At 44.2% G+C, this 21,762-nt stretch carries 28 protein-coding genes; 24 read left to right on the forward strand and 4 right to left on the reverse strand.

The window, feature by feature from the left end:
* Window positions 1-22: 22 nt before the first annotated feature.
* The 17 genes from AUJ82_03200 (at window position 23) to AUJ82_03280 (ending at window position 12,313) form a co-directional block, all read left to right on the forward strand.
* Complete coding sequence (locus AUJ82_03200; protein OIO60428.1) at window positions 23-796, forward strand: exodeoxyribonuclease III; 774 nt, start codon at window positions 23-25, stop codon at window positions 794-796.
* Between the two features lie 3 nt (window positions 797-799).
* Entirely contained in the window at window positions 800-1,102 is a 303-nt protein-coding gene (locus AUJ82_03205) for a hypothetical protein (protein ID OIO60429.1), read from the forward strand.
* 308 nt (window positions 1,103-1,410) lie between these two features.
* Window positions 1,411-1,839, forward strand: coding sequence for a hypothetical protein (locus AUJ82_03210; protein OIO60430.1), 429 nt, complete (start codon window positions 1,411-1,413; stop codon window positions 1,837-1,839).
* Between the two features lie 5 nt (window positions 1,840-1,844).
* On the forward strand, window positions 1,845-2,060 hold the full coding sequence (locus AUJ82_03215) for a hypothetical protein (GenBank protein OIO60431.1): 216 nt from the start codon (window positions 1,845-1,847) through the stop codon (window positions 2,058-2,060).
* A 3-nt stretch (window positions 2,061-2,063) separates the two neighbouring features.
* On the forward strand, window positions 2,064-2,339 hold the full coding sequence (locus tag AUJ82_03220) for a hypothetical protein (protein OIO60432.1): 276 nt from the start codon (window positions 2,064-2,066) through the stop codon (window positions 2,337-2,339).
* Window positions 2,340-2,363: 24 nt separating this feature from the next.
* Window positions 2,364-2,783 (forward strand): hypothetical protein, encoded by a 420-nt coding sequence (locus tag AUJ82_03225; protein OIO60433.1) that lies wholly within the window; start codon window positions 2,364-2,366, stop codon window positions 2,781-2,783.
* Between the two features lie 250 nt (window positions 2,784-3,033).
* The gene (locus AUJ82_03230; protein ID OIO60434.1) at window positions 3,034-4,404 is read left to right on the forward strand and encodes a hypothetical protein; all 1,371 of its coding nucleotides are present in this window, start codon (window positions 3,034-3,036) and stop codon (window positions 4,402-4,404) included.
* Entirely contained in the window at window positions 4,401-5,606 is a 1,206-nt protein-coding gene (locus AUJ82_03235) for a hypothetical protein (GenBank protein OIO60435.1), read from the forward strand. The genes AUJ82_03230 and AUJ82_03235 overlap by 4 nt, the downstream gene beginning before the upstream one ends.
* Before the next feature lie 12 nt (window positions 5,607-5,618).
* Window positions 5,619-6,242, forward strand: a complete 624-nt coding sequence (locus AUJ82_03240) for a hypothetical protein (GenBank protein OIO60436.1) — start codon at window positions 5,619-5,621, stop codon at window positions 6,240-6,242.
* 20 nt (window positions 6,243-6,262) lie between these two features.
* Window positions 6,263-6,712, forward strand: a complete 450-nt coding sequence (locus AUJ82_03245; protein OIO60437.1) for a hypothetical protein — start codon at window positions 6,263-6,265, stop codon at window positions 6,710-6,712.
* Between the two features lie 25 nt (window positions 6,713-6,737).
* Window positions 6,738-7,664 carry a hypothetical protein gene (locus AUJ82_03250; protein OIO60438.1) on the forward strand — a complete coding sequence of 309 codons (927 nt, stop codon included), beginning with the start codon at window positions 6,738-6,740 and terminating at the stop codon, window positions 7,662-7,664.
* Window positions 7,665-7,740: 76 nt separating this feature from the next.
* Complete coding sequence (locus AUJ82_03255) at window positions 7,741-8,169, forward strand: hypothetical protein (GenBank protein OIO60439.1); 429 nt, start codon at window positions 7,741-7,743, stop codon at window positions 8,167-8,169.
* 1 nt (window position 8,170) lies between these two features.
* On the forward strand, window positions 8,171-8,644 hold the full coding sequence (locus tag AUJ82_03260) for a hypothetical protein (GenBank protein OIO60440.1): 474 nt from the start codon (window positions 8,171-8,173) through the stop codon (window positions 8,642-8,644).
* Window positions 8,628-9,473, forward strand: a complete 846-nt coding sequence (locus tag AUJ82_03265) for a hypothetical protein (GenBank protein ID OIO60441.1) — start codon at window positions 8,628-8,630, stop codon at window positions 9,471-9,473. The genes AUJ82_03260 and AUJ82_03265 overlap by 17 nt, the downstream gene beginning before the upstream one ends.
* Before the next feature lie 8 nt (window positions 9,474-9,481).
* Window positions 9,482-9,883: a hypothetical protein gene (locus AUJ82_03270; GenBank protein OIO60442.1), complete on the forward strand. Its 402-nt coding sequence runs from the start codon at window positions 9,482-9,484 to the stop codon at window positions 9,881-9,883.
* Between the two features lie 136 nt (window positions 9,884-10,019).
* The gene (locus AUJ82_03275) at window positions 10,020-11,771 is read left to right on the forward strand and encodes a hypothetical protein (protein ID OIO60443.1); all 1,752 of its coding nucleotides are present in this window, start codon (window positions 10,020-10,022) and stop codon (window positions 11,769-11,771) included.
* Window positions 11,768-12,313, forward strand: coding sequence for a hypothetical protein (locus AUJ82_03280; GenBank protein OIO60444.1), 546 nt, complete (start codon window positions 11,768-11,770; stop codon window positions 12,311-12,313). The genes AUJ82_03275 and AUJ82_03280 overlap by 4 nt, the downstream gene beginning before the upstream one ends.
* A gap of 4 nt (window positions 12,314-12,317) precedes the next feature.
* On the opposite strand, the gene AUJ82_03285 is transcribed toward AUJ82_03280, so the two are convergent.
* Window positions 12,318-12,983 carry a hypothetical protein gene (locus tag AUJ82_03285; protein OIO60445.1) on the reverse strand — a complete coding sequence of 222 codons (666 nt, stop codon included), beginning with the start codon at window positions 12,981-12,983 and terminating at the stop codon, window positions 12,318-12,320.
* 173 nt (window positions 12,984-13,156) lie between these two features.
* Here AUJ82_03285 and AUJ82_03290 point away from each other — a divergent pair, with 173 nt between their 5' ends.
* The 7 genes from AUJ82_03290 (at window position 13,157) to AUJ82_03320 (ending at window position 19,091) form a co-directional block, all read left to right on the forward strand.
* Window positions 13,157-13,570 (forward strand): hypothetical protein, encoded by a 414-nt coding sequence (locus AUJ82_03290; GenBank protein OIO60446.1) that lies wholly within the window; start codon window positions 13,157-13,159, stop codon window positions 13,568-13,570.
* A 112-nt stretch (window positions 13,571-13,682) separates the two neighbouring features.
* On the forward strand, window positions 13,683-15,053 hold the full coding sequence (locus tag AUJ82_03295; GenBank protein OIO60447.1) for an adenosylmethionine--8-amino-7-oxononanoate transaminase: 1,371 nt from the start codon (window positions 13,683-13,685) through the stop codon (window positions 15,051-15,053).
* Window positions 15,050-15,976 carry a biotin synthase BioB gene (locus tag AUJ82_03300; protein ID OIO60448.1) on the forward strand — a complete coding sequence of 309 codons (927 nt, stop codon included), beginning with the start codon at window positions 15,050-15,052 and terminating at the stop codon, window positions 15,974-15,976. The genes AUJ82_03295 and AUJ82_03300 overlap by 4 nt, the downstream gene beginning before the upstream one ends.
* Window positions 15,973-16,614: a dethiobiotin synthase gene (locus AUJ82_03305; protein OIO60449.1), complete on the forward strand. Its 642-nt coding sequence runs from the start codon at window positions 15,973-15,975 to the stop codon at window positions 16,612-16,614. The genes AUJ82_03300 and AUJ82_03305 overlap by 4 nt, the downstream gene beginning before the upstream one ends.
* A gap of 1 nt (window position 16,615) precedes the next feature.
* Window positions 16,616-17,773 carry a hypothetical protein gene (locus tag AUJ82_03310; GenBank protein ID OIO60450.1) on the forward strand — a complete coding sequence of 386 codons (1,158 nt, stop codon included), beginning with the start codon at window positions 16,616-16,618 and terminating at the stop codon, window positions 17,771-17,773.
* Entirely contained in the window at window positions 17,770-18,375 is a 606-nt protein-coding gene (locus tag AUJ82_03315) for a hypothetical protein (GenBank protein OIO60451.1), read from the forward strand. Before AUJ82_03310 ends, AUJ82_03315 begins: the two co-directional genes overlap by 4 nt.
* Window positions 18,375-19,091 (forward strand): hypothetical protein, encoded by a 717-nt coding sequence (locus AUJ82_03320; protein OIO60452.1) that lies wholly within the window; start codon window positions 18,375-18,377, stop codon window positions 19,089-19,091. The genes AUJ82_03315 and AUJ82_03320 overlap by 1 nt, the downstream gene beginning before the upstream one ends.
* Window positions 19,092-19,111: 20 nt before the next feature.
* Here the strand turns inward: AUJ82_03320 and AUJ82_03325 are convergent, their stop codons facing one another.
* The 3 genes from AUJ82_03325 to AUJ82_03335 all read right to left on the reverse strand — a co-directional run bounded on the left by AUJ82_03325 (window position 19,112) and on the right by AUJ82_03335 (window position 21,673).
* Window positions 19,112-19,945: a hypothetical protein gene (locus tag AUJ82_03325; GenBank protein OIO60453.1), complete on the reverse strand. Its 834-nt coding sequence runs from the start codon at window positions 19,943-19,945 to the stop codon at window positions 19,112-19,114.
* Between the two features lie 4 nt (window positions 19,946-19,949).
* Window positions 19,950-20,477 (reverse strand): hypothetical protein, encoded by a 528-nt coding sequence (locus AUJ82_03330; protein OIO60454.1) that lies wholly within the window; start codon window positions 20,475-20,477, stop codon window positions 19,950-19,952.
* A gap of 107 nt (window positions 20,478-20,584) precedes the next feature.
* Window positions 20,585-21,673, reverse strand: coding sequence for a hypothetical protein (locus tag AUJ82_03335; protein ID OIO60455.1), 1,089 nt, complete (start codon window positions 21,671-21,673; stop codon window positions 20,585-20,587).
* Window positions 21,674-21,762 lie beyond the last annotated feature (89 nt).

The following is a 21,762-nucleotide window of genomic DNA, read 5'->3' on the forward strand; positions in this document are numbered from 1 at the left end:
TAATATTCACTTTTTTCTTACTATGTTACTTGTTTCTTGGAATGTAAATGGTCTTAGATCCGCAATGCGTCAGGGTTTTGAGGCTTCTGTTGCATCAATGCAGCCTCAGATCCTCTGTCTCCAGGAAACCAAGCTCTCTCATGACGTTTGTCCGGACTTAGCACTGGATGCTTACCCTTACAGAATCTTCCATCACGCAGATAAAAAGGGCTATTCCGGTACGGCCATTATCTCCCAAATCGAGCCGCTTTCATATTCGTTGGATTTCCCTAAATCCGCCAAACATCCTCATCCTAGCGAGGGGCGTGTGATTACTGCCGAATTTCAGGGTTTTACTTTGGTAAATGTCTACGTTCCGAATTCGCAGCGTGGGCTCTTGCGTCTCCCGTACCGTGTCAATCATTTTGATCCCGACTTTCGAGCCTATTTGACGCACCTGGCTCAGAAGAAGCCTCTCATCGTCTGTGGCGATTTCAACGTAGCTCACACGGAACTCGATCTCGCTAACCCGTCTTCCAATCGCAAAAATGCTGGCTTCACGGAGGAGGAGCGTAATGGCTTTACTGCGCTTCTCGATGCTGGTTTTATTGATGCTTTTCGCTCGCTTAACCCCGGAAGGCCGGGCCAGTATTCGTGGTGGACTTATCGTACTAATGCGCGTGAGCGTAGTATCGGTTGGCGTATAGATTACTTTCTGGTTTCTCAAAATTTAAAATCTGATATTAAATCCGCTTCAATTTGTACAAACATCTTTGGCTCAGATCACGCGCCTGTTAGTCTGGAGCTTTCTATTTAAGCCATGCCTATCTATTTATATCAAATTGTTCATGATGATGGTTCTCTTGGCGATATTATCGAGATTGAGCACCACATGGATCGGGGGCCTCTTACTAAAGATCCTTGGACGGGTCAATGTATCAGGAAAGTGTATACGGCTCCTAATATCGCTTCAAAGCACACTCCTGGCAAAACGCGTACGCTTCTAGATAATAAAAATATTGAAAATGCGGGTTTTACTAAGTATGAACGCGACAAATTAACGGGAAAATATAACCGTATTGTGGGTGATTCTGGGCCAAAAACACTTGATCCAAATCAATAATCGTCATTTTTTGCGTTAATTTTTTCAAAATCAGTCAGAATCTGGGCTATATTCGCTAATTATAACCTCGTAATGTGCGTTTTTTCTCAAAAATCCCGGCCTGATTTCCGGAGAAAAGGGGATAAAAATAGCCATTTTTAGTGAACATATGTTTATAAAAACTAAAGAAAAATCAACTATTTTTTAAAATCATCCCAATTATCCCAATTATCCCAATTACCGAGTGGAAAAATACTTGACACTTGTGTATAATGGTTGTCCCGCTTTTTCACTCACCCCGAATTTCGGTAAACCCTAAATAACCCACAATGTCATATATCCCTTCAGAACTTATTACCCTATTTGGGTCATCCATTATCGGAAGTATCATGCGCCTCTGGGGTATGGCCGCGCAGTCGCGGCACCTCGAGCGCCTGTTCTTCCTGAAGCAGAGTAAGATCATCCATGAGGCGCGCATCTACGAAAACCCGGCTTTTCAATGGACGCGTCGTCTCATCGCTCTTTCAGCTGTTTTCTCCATTGTCGTTTTTCCTAAGCTGGTTGCGGTTTTTCTTCCGGAAATTCCTATCCACTTGGGCTACCCTCAGCTTTCCGGAGGTTTCCTCTTCTTCTTCTGCGATATCGAAAAGATAAAGTGGGTGGAACTCTCCGGTCTCGTCATAACCCCGATCGATACTCACTTGGTGGCGGCCATTATCGGCCTCTACTTTGGGGGTTCGTTCATCAACGTCCGTTAACTCCTATGAACTCGTTAAACTTAACTATCGTCATCTTAACCATATTCGTCTTGCTGTTTCAAATTCGTGAATACGTGAAATTTAAGCAGTTCGACTATCTGGATAAATTGATTCGCAAAAATTCAGAGCACATCGCCGCTCTCATCGTCCAAACAAAGCTCATTCACCAACGTCTCACCGAACTCACTTTTAAAACCGATAAAATTCAAGAAAGGATTTAACCCATGAATAATAACCAATTACTGTTGCGTCACGCTATTCTCCTACAACTCGAGGCCGCCTACCCGGGTAGTCTCCCCATCGAAACTGTCCGTCAAGGGGTTTGTGTTGCCGGGTTTAAGTTGGATCAATGTGTATTAATAAAAGAACTACACTATTTGATTGAAAAGAAAATGATCACGACAAGGCAAAATACGCTTAGTCCTTCCGCTACTCGATATTCACTAACTGCTGATGGCAGAGATTACCTGGATTCCCAGGGTCTGGTCGCTGCTTTCTAGGCTATTAACTTCACTCTGTTTATTATGGAAACTAAATCATCATCAATGCCGGGGCCGCAGTTTGTCAGTCATCTCGATTCGCTTCGGCTTTCCAAAAAGCTTACGGATGAGGTCATGGAGATCTGGAATCCTGGTCACCATGCTGCCGGAGAGTCAATGTCTGTCGCCTGGGATGCCGTATTCACGTTCTTTTGCGAGGATAAAAATAAGGATCTCGATTTGGATTCTCTTCAAAAGCTTGCCAATATCATGCAGCGTTTGGCGTGTAGTCATAAATCGCTTCGGAATTTGGAGATAAAGGTGCGTGAGCACCAAATTCGCGAAGAGGAATTCGAGCAGAAGAAGGAATGCGTGCGAGCCGCGCTTAACTCAGTTCGTGAAACAAAAGATGGGTTGACGGAGGCCACTCTCCTGCAGATCGAGGAACAACTTAAACTTCTATAACGTCTCATTATGCCCTCTTAACTCGTTACCCTGGAAATAAGCCCTACCCTAACTATAGCCCTCCTGACTTTTCAGGAGTGGTCGTCTGAATCGCGATTGGCGCAGTAGTCCACTCGTTACGGCATCTGCTGCGTCTCGCGTTTCAAGAATCTCTTATGTCTACGCGCTTTCTCATCGAGAAGTGCGCAGGGGCCCACCTTTGTTATCTCTAATCTCAAATTATTCTTAAACTCAAAATCTCTCAATTCTCATGGAAACTTTTTTTCTTCCTTATCAACAGCGCTGGATTCAGGACACTTCTCGTATTAAGTTGATGGAAAAATCTCGTCAGATCGGTATCTCTTGGGCCACGGCCTATAGCGTTATTCGTCGTCAATCGAGTGTCGGAAATGCGCTCGATGCTTGGGTGTCTTCGCGTGACGAACTTCAGGCAAAACTTTTCTTGGAGGACTGCAAGGCGTTTGCTAAAACGCTACAGCTCGCGGCTACAGATCTCGGCGCTTCTATCATTGATGAGAGTTCGCGTTCTTCTGCTTTTTCGCTGAAATTTGCTAACAACACGCGTGTCCATTCGCTTTCTTCAAATGCGGATGCTCAAGCGGGAAAGCGTGGTTCGCGTGTTCTGGACGAGTTTGCGCTCCATCCGGATCCTCGTCTCCTCTATAGCATCGCCTACCCTGGTATCACGTGGGGCGGTCAACTCGAAATCATTTCAACGCATCGGGGTAAGGATAATTATTTCAACGCGCTCATTCGGGATATAAAGTATAATGGAAATCCAAAGGACATTTCTTATCATAGAGTGACGCTTCAGGATGCTCTGGATCAGGGTTTTCTTTCTCGTCTTAAGCAAAAATTGCCAAAATGCGATGATCGCCAATCTATGGATGAGGCGGCTTACTTTGATTACATTCGTTCCGCGTGTGCCGATGAGGACTCTTTTCAGCAGGAATATATGTGCGAGCCCATGGACGAGTCTGCTTGCTTTATTCCCGCCGAATTGGTTTTTCCTTGCGAATATACGCCTGATTATAACTGGGAAATTGATTTCGCAAACTCGGGTCGCAATCCGCTTTTTCTGGGTGTCGATATCGGCCGAGATCACGATCTAACAGTCTTCTGGCTTCTGGAATCGATCGATGGTGTTCTGTTTACTCGATCCATTTTGTGCCTAGAAAGGGCAACTTTCGATCTCCAGGAGAAATATTTAAATGACTATCTCGCACTCCCCAATCTTCAGCGTGCATTTATCGACCAAACGGGTATCGGTCGCCAGTTTGTCGAGGTTGCCCAATCTCGTTTCGGCCAAAGTCGTGTTCAGGGAATTCACTTCACGAGCGTTAATAAAGAGCAAATGGCTTTTGATGTGAAGAAGGCTTTGGAGCAAAAATCACTTCGTTTTCCTGAGGACAAATATATTCGTTCAGACTTTAGATCGATTCGTAAGGAGATTACTTCAACCGGGGGCATTCGTTTTACGTCAACTCGTGGGAAGAATGGTCACTCGGATCGTTTCTGGGCACTCGCTTTAGCGATAAGTGCCTCGAAGGAAATGTATCCCGAAAGTCATTACGAATCAATATCTCGCAAATCAATTAACACAAAGAACTACTCATTATGAAAACAAGCTCAATTATTCCAAACTCACGTTTCCGAAATTCATATCGATCGGGAATTAACCCCATTCGTAATCTCACGCCGCAGTCGCTTGTTCGTGTGCTCGATGCTTTTCAGGGGGGTAATTTAGCTCCTGCCGCGCTCGCTTGGGATGCCATCGAACGCCGCGATGATCTCTTAAAGGGGGTTGCCGCTAAGCGAAAGAAGTCTGTTGCGCGCCTTCCCTGGAGTGTCCTCACGGTCGATGATTCCGAGGAGGCTCTCATGCATAAAGCGGCTCTTGAATATTTTTATAACAATCTCACCTCTACCAATGCTTGCGATAATAATGAATTTGGCGGCTTCTCTCTTTTGGTTAAGCAAATGATGGATTCGATTGGTAAAAAATACGCGGTTCATGAAATCGTTTATCAACCTAACGCAACAACCGGAAAGCTTACGGCGTCGTTTCGTTTCGTACCGCTTTGGTTTTTTGAGAATAAAACCGGCCGATTGCGCTTTCTTAAATCGGACAGTTCTCAGGAGGGTATTGCCTTAGAGGAGGGTTCTTGGCTGGTGACAGCGGGCGATGGTCTGATGGAATCTTGTTCAATTGCGTATTTGTTTAAGCATCTTCCTTTGCGTGATTGGTTGGTCTATTGCGAACGTAATGGCATGCCGGGCGTCAAGGGCACAACGGATGCGATTCCGGGAACTCCGCAATGGGATTCTGCCAGAAGTGCCGTACTTGACTTTGGTTCCGAGTTTCACGCGCTGCTTAATAGGGGGACGGATATCGAGCCCATCGACCTAACCGCTCGCGGAGAGCTTCCTTACCCTAAGCTTGTAGAGCGCATGGATCGCGCCATGTCAGCCCTTTGGCGTGGCAGTGATTTGTCTACCATCTCTCGCGAGCAATCAGCAGGTGCTTCTTTGCAATCGGAAGAATCAGCGCTTCTGGAGGAGGATGATGCCGCTCTTGTTTCGGAAACGCTCAATATTCAGGTAGATCGTTTCGTGCTCAAATACTTGTTCGGTGTGGAGCGTGGTAAGGCCTACATTCGCGTGAATTCAAATAATCACTACCAATCGCTTAGGGATTTGGAACTGTATCGCAGGCTTTGGGAGATGGGGCTCGCTATCCCCGAAAACAAGCTTCGCGAGCGTTTTAGTATCCCTAAGCCGGATACGAAGGATCAAGAGTTAACTTCAAATGAAACGGAATAAATTGTCATGAATATGTTAAGTAAAAGAATTAAGTTAAAAAAGGAACTGGCAACGTCTGTGTGGTTTCATGTCCAGTCGTACGGAAACTTTCCGTATGAAAATGGTACAAAATGCGTTAATTCCTATAGCGCTTATCTGGTGCTTGCTAAGTTTCACTCAATCCTAAGTCTAGTGCTTCGCTATTTTAAAAAGCTTCCTGTCGTCTGTTTGGAGAATTCTAAACAAAAAATTTGCGGCAGAATATCGGATCTCGAAGTTCGGCATGATGGTATCTGGGTTCTGGTTTCTTTGAATCAAAATGGCTGTCGTCTGTATCATACACTTAAATACAAGATGGCAATCCCGTCATGGAGAATGAAATGTATTGGAAATGATACTTATGAGCCCGATCGATTGCTTTCTGTTGAATTGGTTCAATATGCCCAGTCAAAAGAAATAACGGAAGGTGTACGTCAATTTTCTCCAAAAATTCCGATAACAAATGATGTCGCGAATTCGCGCAAGCGCAATGAGGGTAATAACTATTTCCTTACGCTCGTTAATGCGCGCATGGCGGAAACTGGAGAGGATTACACCACAGCTTGGCGCACGGTTAAAAAGTTGCGTCAGGACATTTTTGAGGAATTTTTTCTCTAAACTCAAACCCAAACAAAAGTATGAAAGAAGAACAAAATAACACAGCAAATAACATCGGTAGTGTATCCACGCATGCCGAAGGTAATCTCACCTTCAAGGCGGCTGAAAATATAAACACAAAATATATTTTTGGCGCTTTCAGGGGAGCTCAGGGGCAAATCGCTTCCGCTACCGTAGGTGATGTTTCAAAAGGTGATCGCGCCATTTGTGTCATCACGGATTGTGGAAACCAGGGGGATTTGGTCAATGCCCAAATTCTTGGTTCCAACGCCGGTACGATGAAAATTGTCGCAGGCAGCAAAATCGTTGCAGGTGACCTCTTGACGTCCACTCAGGGCGGCAAGGCCATCAACTACAAATTAATGCCTAAGGGGTTATATCACATTTATGGAATCGCTATCACGGGCGGTTTCGAAGGCGGTATGGTGGAGTTTACTCCAACTCTTGGTCTCGAAAAGGAAAATAAGTAAAACACTCACTCTCAAAGAAAATATTATGGAACCAACTAACGCAAATAAAATTGAAACTGCATCTGAGTCTCGCTTCAGCGCCGCTCATTTCTCGGAAGCTTTGACAGCTTATTCAACTGGATGGAAGGATCCTGAAAATTTGGCTGCAATGCTGGATTTTATTGCTCCTTCTGTTCCGGTCGGTCGCCGTTTCGAGTTCAAGAAGCAAAACAACGCGGAGGCCTTTTTGGCGGAAGCGGACGATGTTCGCGCTATAGGAAGTTCCTTTAAGCGTATCGAGTATTCGGGCACATCTGTAAATGAGAAGACGATTAATAAGGGGTTAACAATTCGCGTCGACCATGACGAGGTCATGGGTGATGACTGGCAGGAGCGTTACGTTCAGTTGCTTGTTCAGCGTCTTTATCGAAATGAAATTCTTCGTGCGATTTCGGCGTTAGATCAATCCGCTAAGCTTACAAAACTGCAGTGGAGTAAAACGAGTAACCCGGATGGCGACTTAAGAAAGTCCATAATCACAGCGGCTACTGCCAGTGGTGTTCGTCCTAATCGCATCTTGTTTAGCGAGGGTTCTTGGGATGCGCGTGCTTCAACTTATGAAAGTAAGGATAATGCTGGCGCGTTTCGTTCTGCTGATATATCTCCTGAAGAATTATCACGTAAATTGCTAGTCGATGATGTTCGTGTCATTCGATCACGCTATCAGGCGTTATCGGGGGGCAAGTTGCCGATGGCGGAGAATGCTGTTTACGCGTTCTTTGGTCAAGCAGCTGTCACAAAGGATGAGCCTTCAAATATCAAGCGTTTTGTTACGCCTACGGATTCAGGAAACGATTTCCGTGTCTACTTGGAGGAGCATGCTAAGTACACAGATATTTCTGTGGAGCATTACTCTAATATCGTTGTTACGTCAGATTTGGGTATCCAAAAGCTGGTGACAACTACTGTCTAATTATATCGTTATCCGGCTCGCTGGTCGGGCCGGATAATTTATTCTCGTTACCTAAAAAACCTCAAATTAAAATACTATGAATTCCACAGATTGGATACTTATTAAACCCAATGATGTCTACGATTACCTTGCGGCACCGCAAGTTGAGCTCCTTCGACAGCGAGCGTTAACGGAGGGGCAATCAGACCCGCTCATCGAAATTATATTAGACATCGTCATGTTCGTTCGGCTTCACCTGCCGCCTATGCTGCAATCGAGCCAAAAGCAAGCGCTCATTCCTAGAGAGCTTAAGGGCTGCGCTTGTAGACTTATTGTGGAGGCGCTTCAAAGTCGAATCCCAAATATTCGTCTTACCCCGGATCAGGTTCGTAATGCTAATAACGCGCGCAAGCATTTGTTGGATATTGCAAAGGGCGCTATTCGGTTTAGTTCTTTCCCGCAGGCCATAACGGCTCACCGGGTCAGTAATGCTCTCGTAACTCGTCAACATCTGGGAGGGCTTTAATATGAATAGTTTTTTAGAAGACTTGCAATACGATATCGCGCGTAAGCTTATGAGGGAATACTCGGGTATCCCTGTGTTTGCCTACACAGCGGATAATCTTGAGGTCACTTTGGGAACTTCTTTTGGTATGAGTCTTGTGGTAATGCCGCCTCTCCCTAAGCGCGTTGTTCCAAATCTGCCGGGTCTTGCGTACGAAAAATTGTCTATTCGTATTCGTGTTATTGAAATACCGTCTACAAATAGTACTGGCTATAGACCGCTCGGTTTTGTTGAGGATATGTGTCGTAAACTGAATCACTGGATGCCCGCTTTCGAGGGGGTGGAAACTCCTTTGGTTATTTCTGAGGAAAATCCTTGGAAGGAAATTCGCGACCCGGAAAAAATGGGGCGCTTTATTCTCGAAGCTGAATTTACTCTTTCAGCGTATCCTAAAACCCCTTACGTAAGGAAACTATATAATGAAAACGACTATTAATGGACTATGCAAAATCACCTACAAGGGAGAAACGTTTTACGCTGTAAAAGGGGTCTCTATAATCACGGAATGTGTTTATAGTACGATCAATACCTCTGTTCAGGGTGTACAACGCGTTTGCCGCAATTTAGTAACGGAAGTTTCTTTTATCCCTGTTTTTGAGTGGACGGATAAGCGTTTTGATACGCTTTTTCCTTACTTTTCAAACTGTTGTGGTAAGAGTATCTTTCAATCGTTTAGCGGCGAACTCGTTATAGAAACTATCAGTGGAGATGTTGTTACCTTTTCTAGGGCAGCGGTTTCGCGAATGCCTTCACTGGAGTGGGGCTCAGATAGGGTCTTTGGTGAATTATCACTAAGATCTCTTGGTGCTCCTGTCTCGTCACGTTCTACAGCCTACGGGTTTAAGAACATAAAGCCTAAAGAGAAAATATCTCTCGCTTCGGGGCCTTTTCAGGTCTCATGGGGAAACGAATCATTAAGTAGCGCCATTGCTGCGGAAATCGCTTTTTCATTGGATTTGGAGAAGGTATTTTCAGATGAAAGTGGAGTTGTAGATTATGTCATTAAAGAGATGTCATCTCAGATTAAACTTGATCATTATTATGACCGAGATGCCGCTTTTGCAGAGCGACATTACAGGCCTGGGCAATCTCTAATGAGCCTTGCTCGGCCAATTCGTCTAGAATCCACTAATCTTGCTTGCATTATCGAGGATGTCTTTCTCGCCAAGCGAAAAGAAACGTGTGCTTCTGGAAGACGCGTACAAACGCTCCATGAATCCCTTTGCGACTCATCGAAGAGAACTTTCAAGCTAACCCAGAACTAGAAAATAAAATGAAAATCATATTTGATAAATTAGAAATTGCTCGTGGAACCGCATTCAACGAATCCCCTTATGATTTATATATTAAGGGGGGTAAGGAGATTCAGGTAACCCAGTCCTTGCGTGCCAAAACAATCAAAACAAATGACCGTGGAAACTTTGAAACACGTATTTCATTCCGTGTTCGAAGAGAACATGGATCGGCTGAAGAGGCAGTTGCGTATGCGCTTCTCCATCCTGCAGAAGTTTCCCGCTATTCCGGGAATGTCATGTTTTTGCCGGAAGGAGACGTGATTTCATCTAAAATGCTCCTAAAAGAAGCTGCAGTAACAAGTGTCAATTGCAATTCCATTGGAGCATCAACTTATCTTAGATACGAAATTGTGGGGGGTGAGTTATGCAAAATGAATTAATTGAGCTAAGGCAAGCTATCAACGACTTGAGGGAGGAGCTTTCTCATCAGCAATTAAGTATTGAAGCTATTAAGCGCTTTTTCGAGCAAGCGATCGAAGCGCAGGATCTACGAATTAGAAACCTGAGGAATGAACAATGAATTGGAAATTGGAATATAACGGAAAAATCAAATCTTTTGCCGATTGGGGCCTTTCTCAACTAACCTTGAGAAGTCTCAATCAGGGTAAGGATATCGTCACCTTTTCCTTGATTGGGAATAACTTATATGATGAGGATCTTTTTTCTCCGGAATCATCTATTAGGATTGTTAAAGGAAAAGAGACTTGGTTTGCAGGCCGCGTTATTAAGACTCCTGGCATGGGCGATCCTTTTAAGGAGGAGAAGCGATATGAAGTTGCCGGCCCTTGGTGGTATTTGGAGAATCTAATATACCAGCAGGAATGGCGAAGTGGACCAAGTAAAACTATCCTTTCCAGCCGTGTCATCTTGGGGCAAAAGGGTGATGGAAATCGCTGTAATGCCAATGATCAAATCAGAGAGATTCTCCAGTATGCGATACAGTCAGGGGCTCCGTTCGATTTAGGCGATCTGGATGTTGCTGCTGAGTTTCCTTATGATGAGGCTAAGGACATTAGTTGTGCCGAGGCAGTTCAGCGCATCTTACGTTGGGTGCCCGATGCTGTTGTTTGGTTTGATTATTCAAAAAAAACTCGTCCTTTGCTGTATATTAAGAGACGTTCTGCGATGACAACGTTCGATCTATCGCTTAATGATGCTTCTGGTGTTCAAAATTTAAGAATAACGCCACGTCACGATTTAGTATTGCCCGGTGTGATTATTAAGTATGAAAGGCATCACAAGTCGAACGATCAGCAATGGATCACGATTCAAGAAGATAAATTTCCTGAAAATATGAGTGATAAGGCTTTTAAGGCTTTGGTGATGACGGTCGAGCTTGATGGTGGTGGAGCGACTCATGTGAAGCAAAAGGTTTCCGTTCAGCCCCTAGATGTTAATGATGAAAGTTGGTGGATAGGCCACATGCCTTTCTTGCGTAGTGCTAAACCAGGTAGTATTGTTATTGAAAGCTCAGCGCGAACGGGCACCCTTCCTAATGAACTGATTTCTGGGGGCATTTCCAAATGGATGCCCGTTTCGGTCGAAGAAGAAGTAATCCGTGCAAAAATTTCGTATGAAACCGAGCATGAAACGGTAAATGGCCGGGAGGTAGCGGTTCGTGTTTATGCGACAAATGCAACAAGCCGTTCTTATTATAATAGGGTCTCCTCTGCTTCGGGGGAAGAAGTACCGGTCGGTTTGTCTAAAGTGCTCTATGAATCTGTCAGTAAGTTGCATTATGATGGGGAGGTTCAGTTGGAGCAGAATGAAGTTGGTGGCGCTAGTCTTATGGGCTCAGTTATCAATATTAAAGGAGGTAAAAAAGAATGGGAGACTATGTCCGCTGTTATTCAAGAAGTTCGCATGGAGGTCGATTATGGACGAACTTATCTTCGTTTTGGAACGCCAAAACATTTGGGTGCAGATGACTTAATCGAGTTAACGCGCAATAATCGTAGACGTACCGCGGCTCGTAGTGCTATAAGGCGCATGAGACCATCAAAGCGTAATCAAGGTTTATTGGAGCAATCTACCCATTCTCGTATCGAGAATACAGACACAACTGGCAGCGCTTACGAGCGATTGGAATTCAAGAGTAAGGGGAATCCTGAGCGCAAAATTATCGTTGATGCCGGTGGTATACTCAAGGACTTGGTGGTTCAGCTGCGTGAAGAAGGTGTCTGTGAAAACGGTCAATTAAAAAGGCGGCTTGTCTTGTGCAGTGAGCCTTATCAAGAGCAGGACAGCAAAACCAAGGAAACTATATGAAAAAAGCAGAAGCATTCGTAAATCCCGTTAATCAATACGGTCTTCCACATTGGTATATCCCTTGGATCTCCCTTCCGGAGTCTACGGATATTTATTTCAAGACACCTCAAGCGTTGTGCCGCTTTTATTGGGCTCTTGATTATTTAAGGGTACATTATACTTATGAAATTAACGGAACGACTATCGAGCGTGATTTTAACGTGAGTGCAAATTTGGCTCCAAAAGAGCGCTTATGGAGGGCTCCTTTGGTGTATTCAAGTATAGTAGACGAAGAAATTGCTTACGTTGGCAACCTAGGCATGGCACACATCAAGCGTAACGATGAGGCTGGGTTGTTTCTTGTCAAGTGGGAGTTGTTCGAAAGCGATGCGGATAAGAATTTCATATTAAGTAATCAAGTATTGCCTGGGATGAAATTATTGAGTCAAAAACAGTTTAACCTTATGGGGCAAACCGCGAATATTTACCTATACTCCAATCGAAAAGGGTGGCAAGGCAAGATACACGCTGCCTCGTTGGATGCTATTTATTATCAATGGTGATAAATCACTTTTTTGGGATGAGTGTATGCAAGGTTTTGGTGCATATAGCTTCCGTGAGTTCCTTGACATTGACTGCTTTCTTTTGTAACTGCTCTTTTAATATTGGAAAGTTGTTTGCGATTTCGCTTTTGGTTGTGAATTTTTCAAAATACGAGATATCGTAAAAAAATAGTGGCCAGACTTTTACGAGGCCCCTTTCGCCTTGTAGTTCGATGCGATGTTCGAGGATGCCGAGATCGAATAATTTAACAATGGTGTTGAGTTGAATGTATTGAACGCCATTCCAGTTTGAGATAGGGTGGTCCATGAGCGCATTGAAGAATTTGTGAGCACCTTTGGGATTTTTTAAACACTTATTGAGTAGTACCTTGATATCCTTCTTGGATCTGGTGAATTGGAGCATTTGGAGAAGGTAGCCTGGTTCGATATCAAGTTTGCTAAAGTTGGAAACTTCTTCTATGGAGAAATTAAAATAATCAGCCAAACATTGTTGTGATGGGTTTAATTTAACTTCAACTTCTGGTGTCGCTATATAGCGGTTTATTAAAGGGTTTTTTATGGGCGAATGGTTCGTGCTTTTAGTATACGAGGCGCCCTTGTCTTTTGTATTGACAGTTTTTGTGCCTGTAGAGTTGTGTGTGTTGACTTTATTGATTTTTGTATTTATCATTACGGATTATTTATTAATTGATATCAATTGTGCATATTAATATATTTGTTGTCAATACTGTTGGCGCTGTTTGTTATATTACATTCTTATTTAATTGTAGTTGTTAATTTGGCCAGGAGTGTTTCTTTCTTGCATTGTAATGTATTGAGGCGTAGATAGATAGTATGCGAACAATGTTTTTTAGTATAGCTTTCTTGGTGCTTTTGGGGTTAGGTGGATGTAGAAAAGAGCAGCCTCAGTATGCCTTTACAAATACGAAGCCGCTAAATCCTAATGAGCAGATGCAGGATGATGTCCCCGGACGTGGGGATGACGAACCTGCGGATATCTCTACATTGAGCATGTATGAAGAGGGTGCTGCGGTGAAAGAGGGTGGATATGAGCCGATTGTCCGACCTGATGACGAAGAAGTGACAATGCCTTATGAAGAGGAGGAGATGAGCTCGAGTGAGTACATGTATACCTCATATGGAGATGATGCTTCTCAAATGAGCAAGGAACAGACTCAAAGTATGCCTGAGGTAACGGATGAAGAAGCGCATAACGAGGCCTTGCCGCAGAGTATGCCGCTAGAAGCTAATCAATAAAGTTTTTATAAGTATTTAGCCATTAATGGCTTGCTGTCCTTGGAGGCTTTTTTAGGGCTGTATTGTTAGTTTTTTTATTTTTTAACTTAACAATACGTTGAAAATTTGTTTTATGGAATGCGTGATCATTTCAGACGATAGAAGTAGTAAAGTTGAATGCATTTTGGATGCAGGGGATCGGGAGCATTCGTGGCATCCGTTTACCCCTATGTTGGACTATTTGAAGGAGCCGGCTATACATATAGCACAGGGAGAGGGGTGCTGGTTGTATGATACTGAAGGGAAACGCTATTTGGATGCTTGTGCTTCGAATTGGACTTGTCTGCATGGGCATAATCACCCTGTATTGAAGGCGGCGTTATTGGAGCAGGCAGAGAAACTGTGTATGTCGACCTATAAGGGGGCGAGCCATGTACCGGGAGCCAAGCTTAATAAGAAACTAGCCGATATCGCGCCGAAGGGCTTAACGAGAGCCTTTTATACGGATAATGGATCGTGTGCGATGGAAGCGGCTTTAAAAATGTCCTTGCAGTATTGGCAGATGATCGGGCGCGCAGAGAAAAGAAAAGTGATCAGCATGGCAGGCGGATACCATGGAGACACGATTGGGGCCATGTCTATGGGGGATTGCGGTTCATTTCATGAACGCTTTAAAGACTGGCAATTTCCATCAGCTCATTTTCGTGCGCCACGATGTGAAGAATATGGAGGAAGGGTTTTTTATGAAAAGAGTGAAGAAAGCATGAGCGAGTTAAGCGAATTGCTAGAAAGACAAGGACATGAGACCGCGTGCCTTGTAATGGAGCCATGGATACAAGGGCCTGCCGGCATGCGTATGCAGCCTAAAGGCTATCTAAAAGAAGTTGAAAGACTTTGCCTGGAGCATGGTGTACATCTTGTTTTGGATGAAGTGTTTGTTAGTTTTGGACGAGTAGGGGAATTGTTTGTTTGCAAAGCTGAAGACGTCTGCCCTGATTTTTTATGTGTGGCGAAAGGCTTAACCGCAGGCGTATTACCGATGGCGGCAACTTTAGTAAAAGAGCCTATATATGAAGCTTATTTGGGTGAAATAAAAGAAGGAAAAACGTTTTACCACGGGCATACTTTTTCAGGTCACCCCTTGGCGGCAGCAGTAGCTTGTGCCAATATTGATTTGGTGGAGGAGATGATTGCCTGTGGAGAATTAGCTAAGCAAATAAACGTTTTCGAAAAAGCAGTTTGCCGCTATTTTTCAGGCCATGATTTGATATCTGGTATACGCCAGCGCGGCATGGTATGTGCGATCGATATAGACTGCGCGAAACAAAAAATAAATTCGATTCCCTTGGGATACGATGTTTGGCGCAGACTGAAAGGTAAAGGAGTTCTTGTAAGGCCTTTGGGCGACAGTTTGATCATTGTACCGCCATTGGTGATGAATGCCAGTGAATTTGATTTTATGTTTAGCAGAATCCTTGAAACAATAGAGGAAGCAATCGGATGAAAAAAGAGCTATTAGAATTATACGCATTACCATTCGAAAGCCTTCTGGAAGAGGCGAGAAAAGTTCATGAAAAACATCATAATGCCAATGAAGTGACCCTCTTTAGCGCGTTGAATGTGAAGGCAGGCGGGTGCCCGGAAGATTGTGCCTTTTGCCCGCAATCAGCTCACTACGCGACCGGTGTTACAAGAACCAACTTAATCGATGTGAAAGAAGCGGTTGCGTTTGCTTATAAGATGAAATCGCTGGGTTGCTTGAAGCTTTGTTTAGGGGCGGCTTGGCGAGCTGTACCTAAAGGAGATCTGTTTGAAGAGATCCTAGAGCTTGTTCGCAGTGTGAGTGCGACCGGGGTAAAACCCTGCCTTAGCATGGGCATGCTAGATATTTGGCAAGCCGAAGCCTTACGCGATAGCGGCGCTTATGAGTATAACCTTAATTTGGATACTTCCAGACGATATTATAGCAATATCATAAAGACACGTACTTATGATGAGCGCTATGAAAGTATGCGTAACATTCAGCGAGGAGGATTAAGGCTTTCTAGTGGCGGCATTATTGGTATGGGCGAAACGATTGAAGACCGAATAGACTTACTCGACGAGCTTGGACGTTTAGACGAGCCACCTGCTACTGTTATATTAAATTTGCTATTGCAGATAGAGGGGACTCCCTTGGCTAAGGCTCCCGAGATTCCGGAAGAAGAATTTATACGAATGGCGGCACTTGCTCGCATAAGAATGCCAAAGGCTGATTTAGCCTTATCCGCAGGCAGGAAAAAGCTGAGCAAAGTGGGGCAAAGCCTTTGCTTCAGAGCCGGTGTGAATGGCATTTATACCGGACCAAAGATTTTGACAGTGCCGAATCCTACGGTTGAAGAGGATAAGGTGATGTTAAGCGAACTGGGTATCAGGATTGCGGTATGAAAACAATTATTATTACGGGCAACGACACCGGAGTAGGTAAAACGAAAGTTGCCGGTTACCTGGCCCGAATGTTTGCCCTGGAGCAGTTGTCGGTTCAGTATGTCAAATTAGTTGAAACAGGGATAGCGGATGGAGTAACGGGAGATGTAGAATACGTAACAAGTGAAGCTGCCGGTATGGCGGTCCAAGGCATAAGACTTTTTCGCTATGAAGCCCCACTTGCTCCCGTAACAGCATCGCAAGCTGGCGGAAGGTTATTGTTTATGAAAGATATACGTTCGCGCTTAGATGAATTGTCGACAGGTGACGTACGATTGATTGAAGGAGCAGGAGGTGTCAGCGTGCCGCTGGATTCCTCAGGAGACGATATCGTGGAATTTGCGCAACAAATAAAAGCTGATTTTATTCTGATTGTTGTGGAAAATAGATTGGGAGCGATTAATCAAGGGCGATTAACCCATGAATACGTGAAGCGAACGAGTATTCCGAGCGCTATTTGGCTAAACGAGAGGGTTGCAGTATCTGCAGATGTAAAACGCTCTAACGAAGTTGAATTAAATAGGTGCGGTATCACGATCGTTGGTAGAAGTGATCTCGAGATGAAAGAGGTTACCCGAGACGATTCCTTTTGGAGGTAATATGGAAACATTTTTACAAGCTAGATGTGAGCGTTTTTTGAATGATATTTCGGCTTTGGGGCGCTTGAGGACAAGAAATTCTAGCGATATAGACAACAAGAGCGTGATTGATTTGACTACGAATGATTATCTGGGGCTTGCCAAAAGTGAGCGCGTGAAAAATGCTACAATCGCCGCGCTAGAAAAGTATGGCAGTTCTGCTTCCGGATCCCCTGTTGTGAACGGGTATTTAGCCATACATAAGGAGTTTGAGGAAAATCTATGCGATTGGCTAGGCTTTAATGAGGCCGTATTATGGAGCTCAGGGTTCTTGGCTAATGAGAGCATCATGAGTGGTCTTGCGAGCAAGGGAGATATTGTGCTTATAGATAGACTGGCGCATTACAGTTTGATCAAAGGAACTCTACGAAGCGGAGCACGCATGATTAGGTATCATCATTTAGGATACGATGCCTTGGAAGACCAGCTTAAGCAGTATTCAAAATCGAGCCGAAATATTTTTGTAGTTACAGAAAGTTTATTCAGCATGGATGGGGATTATCCGGACTTAGAACGAATAGCAGAGCTGAAGAAGAAGTATAATTTCGTGTGGATCGTTGACGAAGCTCACGGGATAGGTTGGTATGGCGCGGAAGGAAGGGGTGTATGCGGGATGCAAGGGGTGATAGGGTCTGTTGATCTTTTAGTAGGAACATTAGGGAAGGCGATGGCAAGCCAAGGCGCCTTTGCTATGTTCCGTAATTCTGTCGTGAAGGATTATGTTATTAACGCTTGTAAGGACTTTATGTATACAACTTACCTGGCGCCCGTTTTAGTCGGCGCAGCCAATGAGTCCTTAGCCTGTATTCGAGAGATCAGAGAAAGTGAACGAAAGAATTGGCAGCAACGAGCATGTGCTCTGAGAAAGGCACTTAATATCCCAGTGGAAGGGCATAACGGCAGTGATGGACCCATCTTGCCTATCATTATTGGGAGCGAAGAAGCTGTCATGTGTACTGCAAAACAATTTTATGAAAATGGCCTCAAGGTAGCTCCGATACGCCCGCCAAGTGTGCCCAACGGGAGAAGCTTACTAAGACTCTCGTTGAAAACTGATTTGGACATGGAAGTGATTGCGCAACGTGTTCAAAAAAGCATGAAAGGAATAAGTTGCGCATGAAGACCCTGTGGGTAGGAGGCTGGGGTGTTGCGCCAAAATCTATACTGGATTTGGCGCAGACACGGTTTCCTGATGCTGAGCATACCTGTGTGGCTCCAGCCCAAGACGCTATTGAGTTAATCAAGCAAGGGGCATATCAGGCGTATGTAGGTTATTCTTTGGGCGCGAGCTTGGTATTATCCGAAGTAGGGAAATCGATTAAAGCGGAGAATGTTTATTTGATGGCACCCTTTGTTAATGTTGCGAAGCAAGCTAGCTGCTTAAGTAAATTAAGTATAGCACAAGTGGAGTGGCTGTGCAGGCTTGTAGAGCAGAATCCTAAAGAAGCGTTAACCCGATTCTACAGCTTTGCCGGATTGGCCGACAAGACAGACGGTACACTCCCTTACTCAAAAAATGAATTATTATGGGGCTTATCGTATTTATTGAAAACGAAAGCGCCTGTTTCGATAAAAGGCATTGTACAACTTATTTTAGGAGGTTATGACAAACTTGTGGATAAGTTCCTGATGCAAGCCCTTTTTCCCGATGCGATGCTGATTGAAGAAGCCGGGCACGATTACCGTGACTTAATCAGCTATTTAAAAATAGGAGCCAGGTGATGCGATTTAATGAAAAGGCAAACATGTATGACGGCAATGCGATAGCCCAACGGGATGCAGCCCTTTGGGGAGCGCAATGGATTGAAGATAGCCTTGATGGGAGGATTATAAAAGAGTTTGGCGCGGGAACGGGGCTGTTTAGCGAAGAATTGATAAAACGTGCCCCTGAGAGGTTTTACGCGAGTGACGTGAGTGAAAAGATGGTAATAGAAGGAACCAAAAAATTACCCAACATAGCGTGGTCTACGGAAAATGCCTGGGAGCCTAATACCGGGAAATATGATCGCATTTATTCTTCCAGCTTGCTGCAATGGGCGAGAGATCCCGTTATGGCATTACGAAAGTGGACAAACGGCTTAAATGAAGGAGGGAAAATGTTACACATTTTTTTTGTCAAAGGGAGCTTGTGTGAGCTCAACGACGTCATGCCTCGCCTGAAAGGACTTGAATGGAGAGATTGCGCCTATTGGCTGAATGCTTTTGTTCAAGCAGGTATAACGTTAACGCGTTATTCGGAGAAAGTGAATAAATACTACTACCCGGATGTATTTACAATCCTGAAACAATTAAGGGATAGCGGCGTTACCCCTGAGAAAAGCGTAGGCAGACAGCAAACAATCTTACGGCAGGCGATTATTAATTACGATAAACGCTATAGAAGTGCCGCAGGAGTGCCCTGCACCTGGAGTGTTATGCGGATAGAGTGTTGTATTTAAGTACTGATCTGGGTTGAGTACTAGTGTTGCGGAGGGTAGTGCTTCTCGAGTTCCGCTGTAATATAACGAAAAGTTTCATCCACATCATCGGAATAGATAAAGCAATCCACATCGCCTCTTTTAATAGCCCCATGCTGGATCATGGGTTCAAAGTTGATAACGTCCCTCCAGTATTTGGATCCAAAGAGGACAATGGGGACGTAACGCTTCATTTTGCCTGTTTTTACAAGGGTGATGAGCTCGAACACCTCGTCGAGCGTGCCCATGCCACCAGGGAATACCACAAAAGCTTTTGCGAAATAGAAGAACCAAAATTTTCTAAGGAAGAAATATTTGAAATTAAAGGAAAGTTCAGGGCTTATGTACGGATTCGGAGATTGCTCTGTTGGGATCTGGATATTGAGACCAATTGAACGAGAATTTGCCCGTTGGGCACCCCGGTTAGTGGCCTCCATGATTCCCGGGCCTCCGCCAGAACACACAATGAACTGGTTAAGCGGGTTAGTGAATTTTTCCTGAGACCACTGGGAGAATCGAAAAGCGAGTTCTTCAGCTGAGTTATAAAACAAACTCATGTAGTGTTTAAATTCAGCTTCACGAAAACGATCGATCAATTCCTGGGGGCGATCAGGGGATCGATCCAATTCTTCTTTAATTATCTCCAAGTTTTTTTTAGCCTTGGCCTCTGGGAGTGTTCGGGAGGAACCGAAAAAAACAATCGTATTTTCTACCTCTTCTTTGCAGAAAGTATACGCCATATCAAGGAGTTCTGTACGCATGATCTTAAGGCGCTCTTCCATTTTTTGGTGGTAGATTGCGTCCCTAGAACATTTATGTTTATTATCTTTAGGCATGAAATTAATGAGAAAAGCTTACGTTGGAAAATTTAATAGTATTGTCGATTAATTTGTATATGCGAGCGCAAATGTTTGGGTTAGGTTGATCTTGCTCATCAAAGTCAGTTGGGTGGGCATAGACAAAATTAGGCATGATAACGCAGCGAAAATCGAGCATGAGGGAATTGGCAAAAGGCATGACCGCCATGTATGAGTGGTGACCTCCCGCGGAACAGAGAAACCCAACGACCTTATGATTCCAGGCATCGTTAGTGAGTTCTAATAAATTTTTGGTAGCTGCTGCGACATTATAATTATAAATAGGTGTGGCGAGAATAATACCATCCGCAGCAGCTATGGCTTCGGATAATTCAGTTAGGGCAGGGTGGTTATACGCATCAGCCCCATCGCATATAGGAAGATCGTAATTTTGGAGGTTTATGAATTGAGTTTCTACGGAAAGATCTTGTAAGGCATTGAATGCAAACTCAGCAAGAAGCCTGGATTTGCTTTCTGGATTTAGGCTGCAACTGATTATTAAGATGCTCATTGTTTACTGTGGTTTGTTAGAAAAAGTAAAAAGTCCCGATTATAAGTAATCGGGACTTTTTAAGGCTAGCAGTGTAACCTTTTAGATTCAAGGGAATTAATTAGGGATTAGCTGGGGCTGGTAAAGAATTCGTCTTCGCCAACGATAGAATTATCCACATCACTCGTTACGGGGGTGGCTGCAGCATCCTCTGTAGTCGTCGTCGTGGTGGTGGTCGTCGGGGTTGTGGTGGTGGTCGTTGAGATAACATCCTTACCTACGTTTGGATTACCCGTTTTTAGCGCTTCTTTTTTAGTGTCTTCGAGTGATTTCTTTGTATTATCTTCGAGTGTATTAAGTGCAGCTTTAGCAGTATTGCCGCTTAGAACCGTAGCTGGTGACTTGAGTGCCGTGAGGGCAGGTTTAGCAGCTTTAACTGCTGCGATAATTGCTTTGCTAAGGGTATTTTCATCCACAACAGCAACTACAAGGTTTTTCTCAGCTTCTGTGATTACCCCTGGCTTGGAGGTGCCGGAAATGATGTCACCTGTATCCACGTTCTTTTTACCAGAGCTGTCGATTTTGGCACCTGGGTTCAGTTCACTAGTAATTTGTTCAACGACTTCGTTGCCTGAAGCGTCCATAGAAACGTTATAAGTAGTTGACACAACATCACCGTCTGCATTGAAAATGGTCATGTTATAACTACCGGTATCAACGTTAAGTTCGAAAGCTACATAAAAGATGGTGCCGCGGATGCCAGCAGTACCGGCTTGGGTGACGACATCAAAAGTGGACTTTGGCCCTAGTTTCTTAACATTACCAACGAGTTCACCGTAGTTCAGGGTGAGCTCTGTTTTAGAGGCACTGGGGTCTGCTTGGATGAGCTCGAATTGACCGGCTGACGTATCGAAGGCTTCCTGCTTGCAAGAAGCGACTGTGATACTGGTATTGCTTGGAATGGTAATGATGGAGCCGTTTGAGAAAATCAATACGCAGGAACTGTTTGCCTCAGTATCAATAGTATAGCCCTCTCCGAATATTTGGCCATTGTGGAGAGGATAGGTGGCACCTGTGCTTTCATTAACGAGGAAAACCTCACCTTTGATTTGGGTGGCCTTCACTTTGCCTTTAGGCATTTCAGCAAGAGCGGTAGCGCTCAAGAGGATAACGGCAAATGAAGTGAGCAGTAATTTCTTTAGGGATGCGAATTTCATTTTGAATGCAATACGGGGTTAGTAAAATTTGGACGATCCAATCCTCATCCTAAAGGTTGCTAATCCTCATGCAAGCGCAAAATGAAATT

The organism is Verrucomicrobia bacterium CG1_02_43_26 (assembly GCA_001872735.1).
GTDB lineage: Bacteria > Verrucomicrobiota > Verrucomicrobiia > Opitutales > CG1-02-43-26 > CG1-02-43-26.